We start from the raw sequence: 15,839 nt of genomic DNA, 5'->3' as shown, positions 1-15,839 counted from the left end.
GGCCGCGATGGGGTCCAGTGAGATCGCGTCGAACATCACGGGGGTCGCCACGTCCGCCGACGCGTCCGCGCACGTGCTCGGGCAGATGGGCGACTCGGTCACCGAGCTCGCCCGCCTCTCCGCCGACCTGCGCACCCGCGTCGCAGCCTTCACCATCTGATCTCGGAGCCCGCCGGGCCCGTCACGTCGGTGGCGCCATCGCCTGCGCCAGGTAGCTGACGGCGCCGTCGACCGTCACGATGCGGTGGTAGTCGCGCTCCGGGACCTCGACACCGGTCGCCTGGAACAGCCCGATGGCCAGGTTCAGGATGTCCATCGAGTCCAGGTCCAGCTGGTCGCGCAGGTCCTCGGCCGGGTCGACGCTCGTCAGGTCCACCTCCGGCGCGACCTCACCGAGGACACGCAGGACCGTCGCGTGCAGTGCGTTCTCGTCCATCACAGCTCCTCCGGTGCCTGCAGCAGGCGGTCGAGCGCGGTGAGGAAGACGGCACCGCGGTGGCCGTCGCTGACCCGGTGGTCCGCCGCGAGCGTCGCGGTCACGACCGGTCGGACCCCGAGCATCCCGTCGACGGCCCACGGGCGTGGCCGGATCCGGCCGAAGCCGACGATCGCGACCTGCGGCGGGTAGATCACGGGCTGCACGACGTCGACGCCCTGGTCGCCGAGGCTCGTGACCGTGATCGTCGGCTCGGACGCCTCCGACGAGCGCAGCCGACCGGCGCGCGCGCGGGCGACGAGGTCCCGCAGGCCCGTCATGAGCTCGGTCAGCGTGAGGTGGTCGGTGTCGTGGAGCGCCGGTGCCACGAGCCCGCCGCCACGCAGCGCGATCGCCACCCCGACGTGCACGCCGTCGGCGGGACGGAACTGCCCCTGCTCCCAGAACCCGTTGAGGTCCGGGGTCTCGCGCAGCGCGAGGGCCGTCGCCTTGAGCAGCAGGACCGCCGGCAGCATCCGCTCCGTGACCGGGACGGCGGCGTTCCGGTCGTCGAGCCAGTGCACCGCGCGGGCCAGGTCGATGTCGGACGCGAGGTAGTAGTGCGGGATCTCCCGCTTCGAGCGGGCCATCGACGCGCCGACTGCCCGCCGGACGGCCGCCTGGCGCTCGGCCTTCGAGAGCGGCTGCGGTGCGGGCTGCTCGGCTGCTGCTGCGACCGGCCCCTCGGTCGGCGATGTCGCTGGCACGCCGGCCGGTGCCGGCGACTCCGCCCGGCCGGCCCTGTGCGCAGCGGCGGCGTGGTCGACGTCGCTCGTCGTGACCGCGCCGTCGGGCCCCGTACCGACGACCGACGCGAGGTCGATGCCCAGGGCGGCCGCGTGACGTCGTGCGAGCGGTGACGCCAACGGTCGACGTGCGCCCGCGAGGGGGGCAGGGGTCGGCGCTGGAGCGGAGACCGGTGCCGCGGGCTGCGGTGCGACCGGAGGTGGCGCGGGGGCCCCGGGTGCGACCGCGGACGGCGCCGCACCCTCGGTCGTCGCTGCGCCCAGGCCCGGACCAGGGCGATGCTCGGCCGCCTCCCCGCCGGCGACGGCGTCCTCGCGGATGACCGCCAACGGGGTCCCGACCGGCACCCGCGCCCCCTCGGTGACGAGGAGCTCCTCGACGGTCCCGGTCGTGAACGTCTCGACGTCGATCACCGACTTGTCGGTGTCCACCTCGGCGACGATGTCACCCCGGGCGACGTGGTCGCCGACCGCCATGCGCCATGCGATGAGCGTGCCGGAGTCCATGTCGGCACCGAGGGACGGCATCCGGAACTCAGCCATGACCCCTCACCAGCTCCCGGGCGACCTGGGCGATGCCCTCGGGCTGCGGCAGCGCGGCCTGCTCCATGTGCTGCGCGTACGGGATCGGCACCTCGGCGCTGCACACGCGCGCGACGGGTGCATCGAGGTCGTAGAAGGCGCCCTCCATGATGCGGGCCGACACCTCGGCCGCAAGGCTCCCCGTGCGCCAGCCCTCGTCGACGACGACCGCGCGGTGCGTGCGCTGCACCGACCCCAGGATCGTGGCCGTGTCGAGCGGGCGCAGCGTGCGCAGGTCGACGACCTCGGCCGAGATCCCGTCGGCCTCGAGGAGCTCCGCGGCCCTGAGGGTCCGGGGGAGCGAGCCGCCGTACGTGATGAGGCTGAGGTCGTCGCCCGTGCGACGGACGGCTGCGTGGTCGATCTCGACGGGTCCTGCATCCGGGGACAGCTCGCCCTCGACCGGGTACATCGTGCCGTTCTCGAAGATCAGCACCGGATCGGGGTCCTGCAGCGCGGTCCAGAGCATGCCGCGGGCGTCCTCGAGGGTGCCGGGGGTGAGGACGCGGATGCCCGGGATGTGCCCGTACCAGCCCTCGAGGCTGTGCGAGTGCTGGGCCGCGAGCTGACGGCCGGCGCCCGTCGTCATGCGGATGACGAGCGGGACGTTGAGCTGTCCGCCCGACATGTGCAGCATCGAGGCCGCGTTGTTCATGATCTGGTCGAGGGCCAGCAGGCTGAAGTTGACCGTCATGATCTCGACGATCGGGTGCATGCCGTTGAGGGCGGCGCCGATGCCGGCGCCGACGAACCCGGACTCCGAAAGCGGCGTGTCCCGGATGCGCTCGGGGCCGAACTCCTCGAGCAGGCCCCTGCTCACGCCGAAGCAGCCGCCGTACATACCGACGTCCTCGCCCATGAGGAAGGCGAGCTCGTCGCGGCGGAGCGCGTCGCGCAGGGCCTGGCGGTAGGCCTCGCGGAAGGTGGTCGTGGTCGCGGTGGGGGTCGTGGTGGTCATGGCAGCGCTCGCTGGTAGACGTAGCGGGTGAGGTCCTCGACGGGTTCCAGGGTCCCCGCCTCGGCGTACGCGACGGCGTCGTCGATCTCGACGGCGATCTCGACCTCCATCCGGTCACGGTCCCCTGCGGCCAGGAGGCCGGCGCGCGTGAGCTGCCGCTCGAGGGCGTCGATCGGGTCGCGGGTCTTCCACAGCTCGACCTCCTCCTTGCTGCGGTAGAGCTCCGGGTCGTACATCGAGTGGGCGCGGAACCGGTACGTGCGGTACTCCACGAAGCAGGGGCCGCCCCCGGCGCGGGCGATGTCGACCGCGCGCTGCGTGGCCGCCCGGCATGCGAGGACGTCCATCCCGTCGACGGCCCAGGACGTCACCTCGTAGGCCGCGGCCTTGAGCGCGAGGTCGGTCTGCGACTCCGAGCGGGCCAGTGCGGTGCCCATCGCGTAGAGGTTGTTCTCGCACAGGAAGACGACGGGCAGCGACCACAGCGCTGCGAGGTTCATCGACTCGTGAAACTCGCCCTCGGCCATGGCGCCCTCGCCGAAGAAGCACGCGGTCACCCGGTCCCGGCCGCGGAGCTTGTCGGCGAGCGCGAGACCGACGGCGAGCGGCAGCCCCCCGGCGACGATGGCGTTGCCCCCGTAGAACCGTCGCTCGGCATCGAAGAGGTGCATCGATCCCCCGTGCCCGCGGCTGCAGCCCTCCACGCGCCCGAACATCTCGGCCATGATCGACCGCGCCGGCAGGCCCTTCGCGAGCGCGTGGCCGTGCTCGCGGTAGGTGGAGACGACGGCGTCGTCGGCCCGCAGGGACTGCATCGCGCCGACGGCGACGGCCTCCTCGCCGATGTACAGGTGCATGAAGCCGCGGATCTGGGCCGCGCTGTAGAGCTCGACGCAGCGCTCCTCGAACCGGCGGACCCGCAGCATCTCCCGGAGGAGCACCTGCCCCTCGGCTCCGTCAGCGAGGTCGGGACCGCCGCCGCCCGACGGCAGGGTCGATGTCATGTCGTGTCCTCTCCCTCGAGGGTTGACAGGTCGCCGATGGCCAGGCCGAGCTCGCGGGCCCGCAGGAGCCGGCGCATGATCTTGCCGCTGCGCGTGTGCGGGAGGTCCTCGACGAAGCTGAGCTCGCGCGGGGCCACGGCGGCTCCGAGACGCGAGCGCCCGAAGCCGATGAGCTCGCGCTGGAGCGCGTCGTCGGCGGTGACGCCGGGCTTCACGACGACGAACGCCTTGACGATCTCGCCTGCGAGCGGGTCGGGCTTGCCGATGACCCCGGCCTCGGCGACGGCGGGGTGCTCGAGCAGTGTGCTCTCGACCTCGAACGGGCCGATCAGGTGGCCCGAGGACTTGATGACGTCGTCGGACCGGCCGAGGAACCAGAAGTAGCCGTCGGCGTCGTGCGTCACGAGGTCGCCCGTGAGGTACCAGCCCCCGACGAAGCACCGGCGGTAGCGCTCGTCCTCGTGCAGGTAGCCGCGGAACATCGACGGCCACCCGGGACGCAGCGCGAGCTCGCCCTCGAGGCCCGGGCCCAGCACCTCGACCGCGCCGTCGTGCTCGACGACGCCGCTCGGGCCGCGCCGCAGGACGGCTGCCTCGACACCCGGCAGCGGGCGCCCCATCGACCCGGGCTGGATGTCCGCGGCGATCGTGTTCGCGATCATGATCCCGCCGGTCTCGGTCTGCCACCAGTTGTCATGGATGGGCAGGCCCAGCACGTCGGAGCCCCACACGACCGCCTCGGGGTTCAGGGGCTCGCCGACGCTCGCGACGAACCGCAGGGCGCTCAGGTCGGTCGCGCGGGCCAGCTCGCCGCCGAGCCGCATGAGCCGCCGGACGGCCGTCGGCGCGGTGTACCAGACGGTCACGTGCTCGTCGTCGAGGATCCGGTACCACCGCTCGGCGTCGAACTCGGCCTCGTCGACGATGCTCGTCACCCCGTGCGTCAGCGGCGCGATGATCCCGTACGACGTCCCGGTCACCCAGCCGGGGTCGGCGGTGCACCAGAACACGTCGTCGGGGTGCAGGTCGAGCGCGAACCTGCCCGTCGCGTAGTGCATGACGACCGCCTCGTGCACGTGCACCGCGCCCTTGGGGGTCCCCGTGGTGCCGCTCGTGAAGTGCAGCAGCGCAGGGGCCTGCGGGTCGGTGGGCCCGATGACGTAGTCGTCGGCGGCGGCGGCCATGAGCGAGGCGAGCGAGACCGTGTCGTCCGGGGTGGGGGCCCCGGCGGGGACGTCGGTCAGCAGCACGTGCTCGAGGCGCGGCAGGCCGTCCCGGATCCCGGCGATCTTGCGCTCGTAGGCCGCGCGGTTCGTCATGAGAACGCGCCCCTGCCCGATCTCCAGGCGCTGCCGCACGGGTTCAGGACCGAAGGCCGAGAACAGCGGACTGAGGACGGCGCCCGTCTTGAGGGTCCCGAAGGCGGCCACATACAGCTCGGGCACGCGTCCGGTCAGGGTGAACACCGTCTCGCCGCGCTGCACGCCGAGGCTCTCGAGCACGTGGGCGAACTGGTTGGTCCGACGCCGCAGGTCCTCGTACGTGAGGTCCTCCCGCTCGCCGCGCTTGCCCAGCCAGCGGATCGCGACGTGGCCGGCCATCGGACCGGAGGCGTGCCGGTCGACGGCCTCGTGCGCGATGTTGAGGCCCGCGCCGCCCGGCAGACCGTCGAGCCACGACCGGGCGACGTCCCAGGTGAACGCGGTCCGTTCGGGTGCGTCCGCGGGCAGGTTCGGCGGCACCCGCCAGTCCTGCGGGCCCTTGTGGATCGTCGGGTAGCTCATGGCTGCGTCTCGATCCTCGGAGGTCCCGTGGCCACGACCACGGCGACCGCGTGCGTGGGGTCGTGGGTGAGGCTGACGGCCCAGCGGTCGAGGCCGCGGTCGCCCGCGGCGGCCTGCGCGGCCCCGGACAGGGACAGCTCGGGTTCGCCGTGCCCGCCGATCCGGACCTCGACGTCGCGCCAGCCGATCGGCCCGATGCCCGTGCCGAGCGCCTTGGCGGCGGCCTCCTTCGCGGCGAGCCGCGCGGCCAACCGGCGCACGCTGCCACGGCAGTCCGCGAGCTCGTCGGTGGTGAACACCCGGTCGTAGAGGGCCGTCCCGCGGAGCGCGACGACCCGGGCCAGTCGCGCCACGTCGACGACATCGACGCCGACGTCGAGTCGCCTCTCGGACTGCGGCTTCGCCATGGCGGCGCCTCCTGAGGGACCGTGCCTCTTCACGGTCCCGTTCCCGGACATCTCGCGCAAGTCGGGCTGACCCTCCATCGGCCCGCAAGCGCTGGTATCACTGGAGGAGGGCCCCGTCACGACTCGCTCGAGCCTTCGACGTGGCACCGAGGGATGGAGGAGGACGTCATGGATCTCTTCACAACAGCTGACCTCGAGGCGCTGGCAGCGCCGGGCGAGCAGGGCACGCACGTGTCGCTGTTCATGCCCACGCACCGGTCCGGGAGTGAGCTCGAGGCCGACCCGCTGCGCTGGAAGAACCTCGTGCGTGGCGTGGCGTCGGTGCTCGCCGCCCGGGGAGAGCGCAAGCCCGACATCGACGAGCTGCTCGCGCCGGCGTGGGAGCTGCACGCGGACTCCTCCGCGTGGGAGCGCATGAGCGACGGGCTGGCGGTGTTCCTCCGCCCCGGCTGGACCCGCGTCTACCGGGTGCCCGTCGACGTGCCCGAGGTCGCCGTCGTGGGCGACCGGTTCGTGGTCGGCCCGCTCGTGCGCGTCCTCGCGAGCGACGGCCACTTCCTGGTGCTCACCGTGAGCCAGCGCAGGATGCGGCTGCTCGAGGGGACGCAGCACCGGCTCGACGAGGTCGCCCTCGGCGACGTACCCGCGAGCCTGCGGGACGTCATCGCACCGCCCGAGCGCGGCGGCGCCGAAGCCCGCCCGCTCGGCGGCGGCCGGTCCGGGACCGCCGTCTTCTACGGCGGAGCTGGCGACGACAACGCGAAGAAGGACGACGTTCGCTGGTTCCTCAAGCAGGTCGCCGACGGCCTGCACGACTACCTGAGCCAGCAGGACCTGCCGATGGTGCTCGTGGGGCTCGAGCCGCTCGTGGGGATGTTCCGCGAGGTCGCGTCCTACGGCCACATCCTCGACCGCGACGTGCGCCAGAACCCCGACCAGCTCTCCGCCGCGGACCTCCACGATGCTGCCTGGCCGGTCGTCGCCGAGCGGCTGTCCGCGGTGCGGCAGCACGCGGTCGACCGCTTCGCCGAGCTCAACGGCACCGGGCTCGCCTCGAGCGACCTGGACCAGATCGAGGAGGCGGCGACGGCCGGCCGGGTCGAGACGCTGCTCCTGGCCGCGAACCCGTGGTGCTGGGAGCAGGTGGGCGCGGCCGGCCCGACCGTGGTCGAGCTGGGCCGCGACCCTGCCATCGCACCGTGCGAGCGGCTCGACCGCGCGGCCACCGGCACGCTGCTGCGGCGGGGCCAGGTGCTCACGTTCACCGACCCCGGGGTGCCCGGTGGCGGTCAGGTCGCGGCGGTCTTCCGCTACTGAGGGGGCGATGAGGTGGACCGCGGCGGCGTCGGGCAGGGGGTCCGGCCGTTCCTCGTCACCGACCTGTACGAGGTGACGATGGTCGCGTCGTACGTGCGGCGCGGCATGCTCGCACCGGCGACGTTCAGCCTGTTCGTCCGGCGCCTGCCGCCGTCGCGCGGGTTCCTCGTCGCAGCCGGCATCGACGAGGCGGTGGACCGTATGGCCGCCTTCGAGGTCACGGACCGGGACGTCGACGCGCTGACGGGCCTGCTGCACTGCCCGCCCGAGCTGCTCGCACCGCTGCGCGGTCTCCGCTTCGCGGGTGACGTCCGCGCCGTCGACGAGGGCCGAGTGGTCCTGGCCGACGAGCCGCTCCTCGAGGTGACCGCGTCGCTGCCGCAGGCTCAGCTCGTCGAGACCGCCGTGCTCAACGCGGTGGCGTACCAGGTCGCCGTCGCGAGCAAGGCGGTGCGGTGCACGATCGCGGCCCGGGGAACGCCGGTGGTCGACTTCGGGCTGCGTCGCACGCACGGCGCCGAGGCGGGCATGGCCGTGGCCCGTGCGACGGCCGTCGCGGGCTTCGCCGCCACGAGCAACGTCGGTGCCGCGATCGCCTACGGGCTGCGTGCGACGGGCACGATGGCGCACTCGTACGTGCAGGCGTTCGCGAGCGAGCACGACGCGTTCAGCGCGTTCGCGTCCGAGTTCCCCTCCGCGCCGACGTTCCTCGTCGACACCTACGACACCCCGCGCGGCATCGACGCGGCGATCGCGGTGATCGTCGACCGTGGGCTGCAGGACGTCGCCGGGATCCGCCTCGACAGCGGCGACCTCGCCGCCGAGTCGCGAGCCGCCCGGGCCCGGCTCGACGCGGCAGGCCTCACGAGCGTGAAGATCATCGTGTCCGGCGGTCTCGACGAGAACGACGTCGACGCGATGCGCAGGTCCGGGGCGCCGGTCGACGTGTTCGCGGTCGGCACCAAGATCGGGGTCGTCGCCGACGCGCCCGTCCAGGACGCCGCCTACAAGCTGGTCGCGTACGAGGGCCGCCCGACCATGAAGCTCTCACCGGGCAAGGCGTTCTGGCCCGGACCCAAGCAGGTGTGGCGTCGGGCCGGTGCGCCCGACGTGGTCGCGCGGCGCGACGAGCCGGGGCCGGAGGCGGCCGAGCCGCTCCTGAGCGACGTGGTCCGCGCCGGGGTCCGCGTGCGCCCGGCGAGCTCGGTCGCCGACGCCCGGGCCCGGCTCGAGGCCGACCTGGCCTGGCTGCCGCCCGAGGCCCTGGACATCACCGCGCCGCGGGCCTCGCGGGCCGTTCCGAGTGACGCGCTGTCGAGGCTCGCCGCCGAGGTCAGGGCGTCGTACTCCGTCGAGGGGTAGCGGCGTCAGCGCTCTCGACGACGGCCGCCGTGGTCGTGGACCGGGACCACCAGGACCGGGACCGTCGCGAACTCGAGCACCCGCAGGGTCTGGCTGCCGACGTAGGGGAGCGCGTGCCCCGGCCGGTCGACGCGGGCCATCACGATGAGGCTCGCGTCGACGGCGAGGGCCTCCTGCAGGATCTCGGCGGCCACGTGCCCGCGGCGGCAGCTGGTCGTGCTCGGGACCTGCGCCGACGCGCACAGCGCCGCGACATGGTGGAGGGCGGCGGTCGCCGCGAGCTCGCGGCGATCGGCCATCGGGTGGGTCGACTCGAGCCGGCGGCCGACCTCCGCGTCCTCGATGACCGCGACGAGGTGCAGTCGGGCGTCGAGCCGGCGGGCGTAGGCGACCGCGACCTCGGCCGCGCCGAACGCCGCGGGCGAGTCGCTCACAGCCACCACGACGACGTCCGTCATGAGACACCGGTCCGCGTCGGCTCGGCGGCCCAGCGCAGCCGCAGCGCCTCCTCGAGCTCCTGGGAGTCGAGGCGACGGCGGATCGTGCGCAGCTGCTCCTCGAGCCGAGGGATCCACCGGTTCTCGACCGCGCGCTGCCGGGCGTGGGTCGCCGCGAGCTCGGCGGAGACCAGCACGACGGCGCGCTGGACCGCGGCGAGCCGGACGGCGGCGCTCGCCGCGGCGCGATGAGCGGCCGTCGCGTAGGACAGCGCCGAGCTGCCGCCCGGGCGGGACGGTTGCGGCGCCGTGCACGACGCGTCGACGGGGTACGCGACGCCCATCGCGCTGTCCCACGCCACCTCGACCTGGGCGGCCTCGGCGGGCGCTGCCGACCGGATCCCCGCCTGGCCGTCGAGGGCTGTCGTGCGCTGCAGCCACACCGAGGCGACCCGCGCGCAGGTCTCCCACTCGTCGCGCAGGCGGCCCTCGTGCAGCTGCAGGCGTTCGAGCTCGTCGGCCATGATCTGGCGTTTGCGGTCCAGCAGGTCGGCGCCGTGACGCGCGGTGCGCAGCCTCCGCTCGACGCGCATCCGACCCGCTCGACCGGTGTCGTTCATGGCCGGCCCGTCGCACTCGGCGCTGCGGACGGCGCTGCTGTCGGGGCTGCCGCAGCGGCAGGCAGGTACCGGTCGAGGAGCTCGACGGGCAGCATCGTCAGCTCCTGCGCCGGGAGCTCGGCGAGCGCGGACCAGGCCCGGTCCAGGGTGCTGTCGAGCGACCGGTGCTCGTCGGTGCCCTGGTGGAAGAGCCGCTCCTCCACGACCGTGCGGTACCGCAGGTAGCTGCGGTCGGTCTCGCTGAGAGCCCCCGTCCCGATGAGCTCGGCCAGCTCGCCCGCCTGGCGGGCCCGGGCGATCGCCGCCATGACCTGTGCGGCGACGTCGAGGTGGTCCTCGCGGGTCCGGCCTGGTCCCGCCCCGCTGCGCATGAGCCGCGAGAGCGAGGACAGGACGTCCACCGGCGGGTAGATGCCCCGCGCGTCGATGTCGGGCGACAGCACGACCTGGCCCTCCGTGATGTACCCGGTGAGGTCGGGCACCGGGTGGGTGATGTCCCCGGCCGGCATGGTGAGCACCGGGACGATCGTCACCGAGCCGGGATGTCCGCGCACACGTCCGCAGCGTTCGTAGAGGCTCGCGAGGTCGCTGTAGAGGTAGCCGGGGTACCCCCGCCGGGCCGGGATCTCGCGCCGTGCGGCGGACACCTCGCGGACGGCCTCGGCGTAGCTCGTCATGTCGGACATCACGACGAGCACGTCGTGACCCTCGGTGTAGGCGAGGTGCTCGGCGACCGTCAGGGCGATGCGCGGGGTGAGGATGCGCTCGATCACGGGGTCGTCCGCGGAGTTGAGCAGCAGCACGAGCTCGCCCGCCGCTGACCGCTCCTCGAGCCGGTCGCGGACGTAGGCGATCTCCGCGTGGGGCATCCCCATGGCGGCGAAGACGACGCGGAACCCGGCCCCGTGCGACGTGGCCTGCGCCGCGATCTGCGTCGCGAGCGCGAGGTGCGGCAGGCCCGGGACCGAGAAGATCGGCAGCTTCTGGCCCTGGACGAGCGTGGTCAGCGCGTCGATGACCGAGATCCCGGTGAGCACCGGCTCCTGCGGCGGCTCGCGGTGCACCGGGTTGAGCGGCCACCCGCTCACCGGCAGGGCGGTCGTGCCGGTCACCGGCGGGCCGCCGTCCAGCGGCTCTCCGCGACCGTTGCAGACGCGACCCAGCCAGTCCTCGCCGACAGCGACGTGCAGCGGGCGGCCGGCGAACCGCACGCGGACCCCGCCCGGCGCCATCCCGTCGGTGCCCTCGAGGACCTGCAGCGTCGCGAGGTCCCGGTCGACCTCGAGCACGAGGCCGTGGCGCTCCGACCCGCCCACCTCGACGGTCGCGAACTCGTCCCACCCGACCCCGTCGACGTCGCCGACGACGAGCAGCGGACCCCGGAGCTCGCGGACGTCGCTGTACGCGACGGCGGCGCGGGCAGCCGGTCCTGCGAGCTCATCGGTGCGCAGGACGTCCGTCACAGCAGCACCTCGAGCCGTCGGACGGCCTCGAGGGACCGAGCGGTGACCCCGTCGGCATCCGCGGGGCCCGTCTCCTCGCGCGCACGGACGACGAGCCCGAGGTCGGCCTGCTCGATCGTCGTGGCCGCGACGCCGCGCTCGACGAGCCGCTGGCAGCAGTCCATGACCTCGAGCACCATGTCGATCAGCGCGGCCCCCTTCGCCGCGGTGCAGAACCCGTCGTTCTCGCTCAGGGCGCTCTGCGCCAGGACACCGTCGCGGAGCAGCCGCCCGCCCAGCAGCACCATGCGCTCGTGGCCGGGCAGCGACGACGCCCCGACGATCTCCGCGAGCTCGGTGAGCCGGTCCGCCTCCGCGAGCAGCGCGGCGGTCCGCGCCCTGCGGGTGCGCCAGCCGGGGTCGCCGTGGGCGGCGTGCCACTGCCCGACGGCGTCCGCATCGCGAGCGAACGAGCCCGTCCAGCTGACGGCCGGGTAGTGCCGGGAGTACGCGAGGTCGCGGTCGAGCAGCCACAGCGACCGGATGAAGCGCTCGGTGTCGGTCGTGACCGGCTCGGTGAGGTCACCGCCCGGCGGCGACACCGCACCGATCAGCGTGACCGACGCATCCAGACCGCCCAGGGTCGTCACCCGGCCGGCGCGCTCGTAGAAGGCGGCGAGCGCGGAGGCCAGGGTCGCGGGGTAGCCCTCCTCGGCCGGGAGGTCGCCGTTGCGGTTCGCGAACTCACGCAGCGCCTCGGCCCAGCGGGACGTCGAGTCGGCGATGACGACGACGTCGTACCCCATGTCGCGGTAGTACTCCGCGACGCTGACCCCGGTGTAGATGCTCGCTTCGCGCGCCATCATCGGCATGTTCGACGTGTTCGCGATGATGACCGTGCGGTCGATCAGGCGACCGCCCGTGCGGGAGTCGACGAGGCTGGACAAGCCGTCGAGGACATCGGCCATCTCGTTGCCGCGCTCGCCGCAACCGACGTACACGATGACGTCGGCGTCGCTCCACTTCGCGATCTGCTGCAGCAGCACGGTCTTGCCCGTGCCGAACCCACCGGGGACCGCTGCGGCGGCACCGCGGGCGACCGGGTAGAGCAGGTCGAGGACCCGCTGCCCGGTGTGCAGCGGGACGACGCCGGCGGGGCGGTCCTGGAACGGTCGGGCGAGCCGGACGGGCCACGGCTCGGCGAGCCGGACGTCCCGGTCGTCGACCCGGGCCACGACGTCGAGGGGGCGCACCTCGCCCGGCGGCGCGAGCCACGTGAGCTCGCCGGACACGTCCCACGGCACGAGGACCCGGTGCTCGACCGCCCCCGCGTCCGGCACCGTCCCGAGCACGTCGCCGGGCGACGCGTGCGCGCCGGGCTGCATCGTCGGCACGAAGGTCCAGAGGCGCTCGAGGGTGCCGGGGTCCGCCGTGACGGGGACCCGGTCCGGCGTCAGCCAGAGCGGCGCGGTGGACAGCGGCCGCATCAGACCGTCGAACACCTGGCCGAGCAGCCCGGGGCCGAGCAGCGCAGAGAGCTCGTTGCCGGTGCGCTCGGCGCGGTCCCCGACGCGCAGACCGCCCGTGTACTCGTACGCCTGCAGCGTCGCCCGGTCGCCCGCGATCGCGACGGTGGCGGCGCTGATCCGCCGCGGGCCGAGGGCGACGAGCTCGCGCATCGACAGGTCGCTGACCCCCTCGACCTCGACGAGCGGGCCGTTGACCCGGGTGATGGCCCCGGCTGGCCGCGCGGTCACGGTGTCGCCTGCCGTCACGGTGTCCACACCTCGCTCACGTCGTCCGCCATGGCCTCGAGCGTCTGCGCAGCGAGCGTGGGCAGCGACAGGTCGAGGTGGCGGCTCCCGGACCGGGCCACGACGCCGCCGAGCGGGCTCGGGCTGACGTCGGCGTCCCGCCCGAGCACCGCGCGGCAGCTCTCGGTGAGCCGGGCCACCAGCTCGGCGTACCGAGGGTCGGACTGGAGTGCCGTGGCCGCCTCGGCGACCTGCCGCTGCAGCTCGGCCCGGATCGCGCTGCGCTGCGCCAGGACCGTCTCGTGCGCCTCGCGCCGCACCCGCGCCGACCGCAGGGCCGCGGCCGACCGTGCCGTCCGCTCGCCGTCGGCGACGGCCGCGGCGAGGATCTCGTCGGCCTCGTGCTGCGCGGCGGCGCGCACGGCGTCGGCCTCCTCCTGCGCGGACCGGCCGAGCTGCTCGGCGCGCGCCCGGGCGGCCGAGAGGAGCGACTCCCGCACCGGGTCGAGGGCCGCGACCGACCGCTCGGGGAGCGGGGTCATGACGGCATCACGACCGTCAACGGCGACGTCGGGTCCGCCAGCGCTGGTCCGACGGCGCGCGCGGCCCGGCTCGTGAGGATGACGACGGCGACGGTGCCCGGCAGGTCCGCCCAGATCCGCCGGGCGTCGTCGGCCGTGTCTGCGGCGCGCACCTCGACGCCGGCGAGCCGGTAGCCCTCGACCAGCGCGGCCTCGCCCAGCGCCACCACGGACCGTCGCGTCACGGCGAGGGCCCCCTCAGGCCTTGCCGATGAGGATGACCGCGATGATCAGGCCGTAGATCGCGATGCCCTCGGCCAGACCGACGACCACCATGGCGCGCCCGAAGATCTCGGGGCGTTCGCTCATGGCCGCGAGCGCCGCCGAGCCCGTGTAGGCGACCGCGAACGCCGCACCGATGGAGGACCCGGCGACGGCGATCGCCGCGGCGATGAGCGCGGACCCTCCGATCCCGGTCGTGGTCGCCGCAGCGGCCGGGACCGCTCCGCCGGCGGTGGCGTCGGCGGGCGAGCCCGTGAGCACGGTCGCGAGCACGACGAGGGCGCCCACGAGGACGGCCACGTCCACCCCGACGAGGATGGCGAAGCCCGTGCGGCGGCGTCGTCGGACGAGGAGCAGTGCTCCGGTCGTGGCGAGGAGGACCACGGGGATCATGGCGATCCAGGGATTCACGGGTGCCGCCCTTCGGTCGAGCCGACGGAGTGGAGGGACGATGCGGGCCCGGCCGGTGCGGGGTCGGCGTCGAGAGCAGGGGCCCAGGGCCGGAACGGGCGACCCTCCGAGAGGAACACGCGGGAGAACAGCTCGTAGTACTCGAGCCGCAGGGCCTGGATCCCGGCGACGAGGGCCTCGAGCCCGAAGGTCAGCACGTTGCCGACGACGAGCAGGAGGACGGCCGCCGCTGCGCGCCAACCGGGAGCCCACAGGGCGGTCGTGCCGTCCCAGACCACGGTCAGCAGCGCGGCGTGCGTGAGCCCGAACGCGGCGAGCCGCGCGAACGACACGATGTTCGACCCGAGCCGAAGGACCGTGTCGAACTCCTCGACGACCGCCTGGAAGGCCCCGGTCCCGCCGCCGCCCGCCTCGACGAGGAGCCCGACGAAGGTCAGCACGAGCGCGGCGGCGCCCACGAGGACCCCCGCGGTGACCAGGGCAGCGATGCCCGCGGTCACTCCCCAGACGAGCAGCCCCACGGCGAGGAAGAGGCCGGAGCCGGCGAGCCCCGAGCGGGCGTAGAGCGCGTACCCCCAGCCACCCTCGTGCACCCGGTTGACCGTCCCGAGCGCGTAGGCACCGGCGAGCAGCACGGCCCCGACCCCGAGCGCGGTGAGCATCAGCTGCACGGGTTCGGCGAGCGGGTCGAGCCAGATCACGGGGACCAGCCCGGTCGGTCCGAACGCCTCGCCGTAGAGCGCGCCGAAGACCATCGAGACGAGGCCCGCGCCCGTCACGAACAGCCACGCCCGGCGGAGCCGCGCGAGCCGGGCGAACCTGCCGCTGCGCAGCACGAGACCCGCGGCGACCAGCACCGCGCCGTGGCCGACGTCGCCGAACATCATGCCGAACATCACCACGTAGGCGAGGGCGGCCAGCCGGGACGGGTCGACGTCCGCGTACGGCACCGTGCCGTAGGTGTCGATCAGCGTGCGCGAGAGTCGGTTCGTCCCGGCGATCAGCGTGGGGGGCTGGTTGCCGCGTGGATGAACGAGCGGTACGGCGGCGGCCCCGTGGACGGCCAGGCGCTCGGCCAGGCCCGGCACCTCGCGCGTCGGGGCCCACCCGACGAGCCCCGCGACGGGCCCGGAGGCGACCGCGCAGCCGAGCGCCCGGTCGAGCTCGTCCGGCCCGTCTCCCGGTGCGTAGGGCAGGTCCAGCTCGACCGCGCGGCTGCGGGCCACCTCGACGAGGGCGGGCCGCAGGCCGGCCTCCGGGGCGACGACGGCGACCCGTTCCATCCGCGTCGGGCGCAGCGCCTCACGCCACGGCATCGAGCACCTCGCTCGAACCGGCGCCCAGCGAGGCCGCGGCGAGGGCGGCCCGGACCCGCCAGGCGTCGACGGCCAGGACCGCGATGGCCCCCAGGACGACGTCGGGTCCGGGCAGCGCCGTGCGGAGCAGCCGGAACCCGTCGGACTCGACCGTGGACCGCACGCGGGCCTCGGCGCGCCAGAGCTGCTCCGGGTCGTCGAGGTCGCGGAGGACGGGGCGCGTGACCCGGGGGAGCGTGCTGCGCAGGGCGTCGAGGTCCTGCGCGGTCTCCCAGGCGGTGCCGATCACCGGCCGGAGCAGCCTGCGGAGCGGCGGCGATGGCTCGGCATCCTCGACCAGCACGATCCGGGCGGCGACGAGCGCGCCGGCGAGCTGCGCCCACGACCGTGCGGGTGGCGCGACCTCGGCGAGCCGGCGCAG

Annotated in this window: 17 protein-coding genes; 2 read left to right on the top strand and 15 right to left on the bottom strand. The window is 74.3% G+C overall.

Annotated elements, in window-relative coordinates; translation table 11 throughout:
* Positions 1-181: 181 nt before the first annotated feature.
* The 6 genes from VFW79_RS06425 to acpS are packed head-to-tail and all read right to left on the bottom strand — an operon-like array spanning position 182 to position 5,956.
* The gene (locus VFW79_RS06425) at positions 182-436 is read right to left on the bottom strand and encodes an acyl carrier protein (RefSeq protein WP_329676492.1); all 255 of its coding nucleotides are present in this window, start codon (positions 434-436) and stop codon (positions 182-184) included.
* On the bottom strand, positions 436-1,764 hold the full coding sequence (locus tag VFW79_RS06420) for a dihydrolipoamide acetyltransferase family protein (RefSeq protein ID WP_329676491.1): 1,329 nt from the start codon (positions 1,762-1,764) through the stop codon (positions 436-438). Before VFW79_RS06420 ends, VFW79_RS06425 begins: the two co-directional genes overlap by 1 nt.
* A complete protein-coding gene (locus VFW79_RS06415; RefSeq protein ID WP_329676490.1) occupies positions 1,757-2,761 on the bottom strand; it encodes an alpha-ketoacid dehydrogenase subunit beta in 1,005 nt (334 codons plus the stop codon). Before VFW79_RS06415 ends, VFW79_RS06420 begins: the two co-directional genes overlap by 8 nt.
* Positions 2,758-3,765: a pyruvate dehydrogenase (acetyl-transferring) E1 component subunit alpha gene (pdhA, locus tag VFW79_RS06410; RefSeq protein ID WP_329676489.1), complete on the bottom strand. Its 1,008-nt coding sequence runs from the start codon at positions 3,763-3,765 to the stop codon at positions 2,758-2,760. Before pdhA ends, VFW79_RS06415 begins: the two co-directional genes overlap by 4 nt.
* On the bottom strand, positions 3,762-5,549 hold the full coding sequence (gene acsA, locus VFW79_RS06405) for an acetate--CoA ligase (RefSeq protein WP_329676488.1): 1,788 nt from the start codon (positions 5,547-5,549) through the stop codon (positions 3,762-3,764). Before acsA ends, pdhA begins: the two co-directional genes overlap by 4 nt.
* Positions 5,546-5,956: a holo-ACP synthase gene (gene acpS / locus VFW79_RS06400; protein ID WP_329676487.1), complete on the bottom strand. Its 411-nt coding sequence runs from the start codon at positions 5,954-5,956 to the stop codon at positions 5,546-5,548. Before acpS ends, acsA begins: the two co-directional genes overlap by 4 nt.
* A 168-nt stretch (positions 5,957-6,124) precedes the next feature.
* Between acpS and VFW79_RS06395 the strand changes: the two genes are divergently transcribed.
* Both VFW79_RS06395 and VFW79_RS06390 read left to right on the top strand, forming a co-directional pair.
* A complete protein-coding gene (locus VFW79_RS06395; protein WP_329676486.1) occupies positions 6,125-7,273 on the top strand; it encodes a hypothetical protein in 1,149 nt (382 codons plus the stop codon).
* A 12-nt stretch (positions 7,274-7,285) separates the two neighbouring features.
* Positions 7,286-8,635, top strand: a complete 1,350-nt coding sequence (locus VFW79_RS06390; protein WP_329676485.1) for a nicotinate phosphoribosyltransferase — start codon at positions 7,286-7,288, stop codon at positions 8,633-8,635.
* A gap of 5 nt (positions 8,636-8,640) precedes the next feature.
* Here the strand turns inward: VFW79_RS06390 and VFW79_RS06385 are convergent, their stop codons facing one another.
* From VFW79_RS06385 to VFW79_RS06345, 9 genes are all read right to left on the bottom strand, one after another.
* A complete protein-coding gene (locus tag VFW79_RS06385) occupies positions 8,641-9,093 on the bottom strand; it encodes a universal stress protein (protein WP_329676484.1) in 453 nt (150 codons plus the stop codon).
* On the bottom strand, positions 9,090-9,692 hold the full coding sequence (locus tag VFW79_RS06380; protein ID WP_329676483.1) for a V-type ATP synthase subunit D: 603 nt from the start codon (positions 9,690-9,692) through the stop codon (positions 9,090-9,092). The genes VFW79_RS06385 and VFW79_RS06380 overlap by 4 nt, the downstream gene beginning before the upstream one ends.
* Positions 9,689-11,155, bottom strand: coding sequence for a V-type ATP synthase subunit B (locus tag VFW79_RS06375; protein ID WP_329676482.1), 1,467 nt, complete (start codon positions 11,153-11,155; stop codon positions 9,689-9,691). Before VFW79_RS06375 ends, VFW79_RS06380 begins: the two co-directional genes overlap by 4 nt.
* Positions 11,152-12,909 (bottom strand): V-type ATP synthase subunit A, encoded by a 1,758-nt coding sequence (locus VFW79_RS06370; RefSeq protein WP_329676481.1) that lies wholly within the window; start codon positions 12,907-12,909, stop codon positions 11,152-11,154. Before VFW79_RS06370 ends, VFW79_RS06375 begins: the two co-directional genes overlap by 4 nt.
* A complete protein-coding gene (locus VFW79_RS06365; RefSeq protein WP_329676480.1) occupies positions 12,906-13,430 on the bottom strand; it encodes a hypothetical protein in 525 nt (174 codons plus the stop codon). The genes VFW79_RS06370 and VFW79_RS06365 overlap by 4 nt, the downstream gene beginning before the upstream one ends.
* Positions 13,427-13,654 (bottom strand): hypothetical protein, encoded by a 228-nt coding sequence (locus VFW79_RS06360; RefSeq protein ID WP_329676479.1) that lies wholly within the window; start codon positions 13,652-13,654, stop codon positions 13,427-13,429. The genes VFW79_RS06365 and VFW79_RS06360 overlap by 4 nt, the downstream gene beginning before the upstream one ends.
* A gap of 13 nt (positions 13,655-13,667) precedes the next feature.
* Positions 13,668-14,102 (bottom strand): ATP synthase subunit C, encoded by a 435-nt coding sequence (locus tag VFW79_RS06355; protein WP_329676478.1) that lies wholly within the window; start codon positions 14,100-14,102, stop codon positions 13,668-13,670.
* Positions 14,099-15,418, bottom strand: a complete 1,320-nt coding sequence (locus VFW79_RS06350) for a V-type ATPase 116kDa subunit family protein (RefSeq protein ID WP_329676477.1) — start codon at positions 15,416-15,418, stop codon at positions 14,099-14,101. Before VFW79_RS06350 ends, VFW79_RS06355 begins: the two co-directional genes overlap by 4 nt.
* The coding region (locus VFW79_RS06345) for a hypothetical protein (protein ID WP_329676476.1) at positions 15,405-15,839 on the bottom strand (435 nt) is incomplete at its 5' end. The genes VFW79_RS06345 and VFW79_RS06350, both read right to left, overlap by 14 nt.

The organism is Cellulomonas sp. (assembly GCF_036279715.1).
Classification (GTDB): domain Bacteria; phylum Actinomycetota; class Actinomycetes; order Actinomycetales; family Cellulomonadaceae; genus Cellulomonas_A.
The sequence above is the reverse complement of the archived record's forward strand: the minus strand, read 5'-3'. Positions and strand labels throughout refer to the sequence as shown.

Excerpts from the sequence above, each read along its gene's own strand:
- VFW79_RS06365 (WP_329676480.1), bottom strand. The coding sequence starts at position 13,430 with ATGACCCCGCTCCCCGAGCGGTCGGTCGCGGCCCTCGACCCGGTGCGG.
- acpS (WP_329676487.1), bottom strand. The coding sequence starts at position 5,956 with ATGGCGAAGCCGCAGTCCGAGAGGCGACTCGACGTCGGCGTCGATGTC.
- VFW79_RS06350 (WP_329676477.1), bottom strand. The coding sequence starts at position 15,418 with ATGCCGTGGCGTGAGGCGCTGCGCCCGACGCGGATGGAACGGGTCGCC.
- VFW79_RS06425 (WP_329676492.1), bottom strand. The coding sequence starts at position 436 with ATGGACGAGAACGCACTGCACGCGACGGTCCTGCGTGTCCTCGGTGAG.
- pdhA (WP_329676489.1), bottom strand. The coding sequence starts at position 3,765 with ATGACATCGACCCTGCCGTCGGGCGGCGGCGGTCCCGACCTCGCTGAC.
- acsA (WP_329676488.1), bottom strand. The coding sequence starts at position 5,549 with ATGAGCTACCCGACGATCCACAAGGGCCCGCAGGACTGGCGGGTGCCG.
- VFW79_RS06380 (WP_329676483.1), bottom strand. The coding sequence starts at position 9,692 with ATGAACGACACCGGTCGAGCGGGTCGGATGCGCGTCGAGCGGAGGCTG.
- VFW79_RS06420 (WP_329676491.1), bottom strand. The coding sequence starts at position 1,764 with ATGGCTGAGTTCCGGATGCCGTCCCTCGGTGCCGACATGGACTCCGGC.
- VFW79_RS06395 (WP_329676486.1), top strand. The coding sequence starts at position 6,125 with ATGGATCTCTTCACAACAGCTGACCTCGAGGCGCTGGCAGCGCCGGGC.
- VFW79_RS06385 (WP_329676484.1), bottom strand. The coding sequence starts at position 9,093 with ATGACGGACGTCGTCGTGGTGGCTGTGAGCGACTCGCCCGCGGCGTTC.
- VFW79_RS06415 (WP_329676490.1), bottom strand. The coding sequence starts at position 2,761 with ATGACCACCACGACCCCCACCGCGACCACGACCACCTTCCGCGAGGCC.